A 2385-nucleotide genomic window follows, 5' to 3' on the forward strand; every position below is an offset into this window, starting at 1 on the left:
GCGCTGAACTTGCCGGCAGCCACGACCGAGTTCGGGCGCAGGTCGGCGACGATCAGGAACTGCGAGAAGCCGCCTTCGCGACCGCGCGTGTCCACGCTGCCTGGCCTAACGTCTTCGGTGATGTCGACGAAGTTGCCGCCCAGCGGCGCCTTGAACAGACGCAACGGTGTGCCGGGTGCATAGCCGAGATTATGCGTGTGCACGCTCAGCAGGTAGGAATTGGTGAAGGAAAAGTCACCCGAGGGTTCGACCGTGATCAGCACCGGGAAAGCGGCCGGGACCGATACGAGCTGCGAATCCGGCAGCCGCGCCAACAGGCCGGACGCGTTGACGTTGACGAGCTGGGCCGTGATGCCGAGGTTGGCGGCGCTCAGGTTCTGCGTCGAGTCGAAACTGATGGTGAGGTCGGCACCGATGTTGCCGGGCAGCACGATTGCCGCGCTCGCGACATTACCGCTGACATTGACGGCCACGTCGGCATGCGCAAATGCAATCGTGCCGAACAACAACACGCACAGCGCGAGGGCCTGGCGGAACGAGGCGAGCAAACGGTGGGTCATGCGAGTCTCCGTAAAGCCATGCGCGGTTCAATCAAGGGCACGCGGGACCGTGCGTACCGTCCTAGCGTTGCGCATGTGACACTTCCCGGCATGTTGGTGCAGACGGGCCCAGCCGTCAACTTGTAGCGACTGCGAGTTCGCTAGCCGGAGCGCGTGCCCCGACGAATCTCTGCAGGATTGTCTGAAAAAAGGTCGTCCTGACCTTTTTCCAGACGAACCGCATCGGTAGGGGAGTCCGATGTGGCCTTCCACTCTCGGGTGCATCCCGCATCCCGAAGTTCATGGCTCATCCACTGAGCGTTTGTGCTGCAAACCGATGGCTCCACGGGCGGGCCACGGGTAGCCGACCGTCTTGATCATCCTCGATGCTTTGTGAGCCGAAGCATCCAGTCTGCTTGCGTCCAGGCGCCCTGGATATCCGGGTGATTCCTCATGGCGCCTGAGGGAAAACCCTCAGGCGCCCGGATTGCGGCGCTGTCCGTCACATGAGCGAGGACAGCAGGCGCACGCTTACTTGTTGTATGTATCGGCGAGCACGCCCGCCGACACCGCGTACTCCGCACGCGTGACATTGCGCGCCGGATCGAACCAGCCGTGGATCACCGGCTGCGGATCGAACGGCCCCTGGGTGAGCGTGTAGCGCACGTTCATCAGGCCGAGATCGATCGCGAGCTGGGTGTAGCCGCGCTTGTCCACCGGGATGCTGGAGGAGTCGTCGAGCTTGATGCGCTGGCTGTTGTAGGTCACGTAGACATCGCCGGTGTACGGCGCGGCGAGCGATTGCTGGCCGAGACTTTGCACCAGGCTGTAGGCCAGATCGCTGCGCGGCACCGTGCCGTTCGCCTTGAACAGGCCGTTCTGCAGCTGCATCACGCCATTGTCGACGCCGGTGCGATCCTTGAGCGCGCCGCCGAATCCGACCGCGGCTTCGGCGAACGGATAGTAGAAGTTCGAAGTCTGCAGATCGTTGAAGCTCGGCGTCTTCGGCAGCGACTGACGGATGCCCGCGCCCATCACGAGATATTCGGCGAGGTCGGAGCGCAGCAGGTTGTCGGTCGGATGGAATTTTCCGTCCGCTTCGCCATCGACGAGGCGGTGCGCGACGCCGTGCTGGATCGCGCCCGCAGCCGGGCTGCTGGCGATATCGGTCAAACCGGTATAGCCGCTCGCCTTGGTGAACTTGATTGTGCCGGTGACGGTGCCCGGGATCGCATAGCCGTTGGTGACATGCGCCGGGTCGAGCCCGGTGCCGCTGACCGAGCCGATGCCGCGCACGGTGACCGTCCAGGTGCCGGCCTTGCCGGGCGCGCCGACCGAGACGTTCGGCGCCTCCTCCGGCAACGAGATCGACGAGCCGTACTTGTTGCCATCCGGGTCGATCAGCACCAGCGCCACGGTCTGGCCGGTCGGCGGCGTCGCGCTGGCGTTGACCCAGGCCGTGTCAGTGCCGACCTGGAAGGTCTGCGACCCGGTCGTGCCGACCGGCGAGAAGGCGACCGAGAATGGCACGCTGCCGCCGTCGGCTTCGATCGCGTTCGCGTTGAACGTGCGCAGGCTGTTGACCGTCTTGCCGAAGCCGCTGCGCGCGCCCGACGCCTCGCTCAGCGCGGCATAGGCGTTGACGTAGCCGGCGCCGTCTTCCCATGCGGCGTAGCCGGGGATATTGGTCGCGCTGCGCTTGAGCAGGTCTTTCACCTGGTCGGGCGTCAGGTTCGGATTGGCTTCGAACAGCAGCGCCGAGATGCCGGCGGTGTGCGGCGTGGCCATCGAGGTGCCGCTCATCGTGGTGTAGAACGGGATGTACGCCGGATTGAGGTTGGCATCG

Annotated in this window: 2 protein-coding genes; both read right to left on the reverse strand. The window is 64.9% G+C overall.

Features of this window, described 5'->3' with window-relative positions; translation table 11 throughout:
* The coding region (locus VF497_RS12735) for a DUF6689 family protein (protein ID WP_330889266.1) at nt 1–560 on the reverse strand (560 nt) is incomplete at its 3' end.
* 510 nt (nt 561–1070) lie between these two features.
* On the reverse strand, nt 1071–2385 hold a 1315-nt coding region (locus tag VF497_RS12740; RefSeq protein WP_330889268.1), incomplete at its 5' end, for a S8 family serine peptidase.

Origin of the sequence: Rudaea sp. (assembly GCF_036383415.1) — a bacterium.
Lineage (GTDB): Bacteria > Pseudomonadota > Gammaproteobacteria > Xanthomonadales > Rhodanobacteraceae > Rudaea.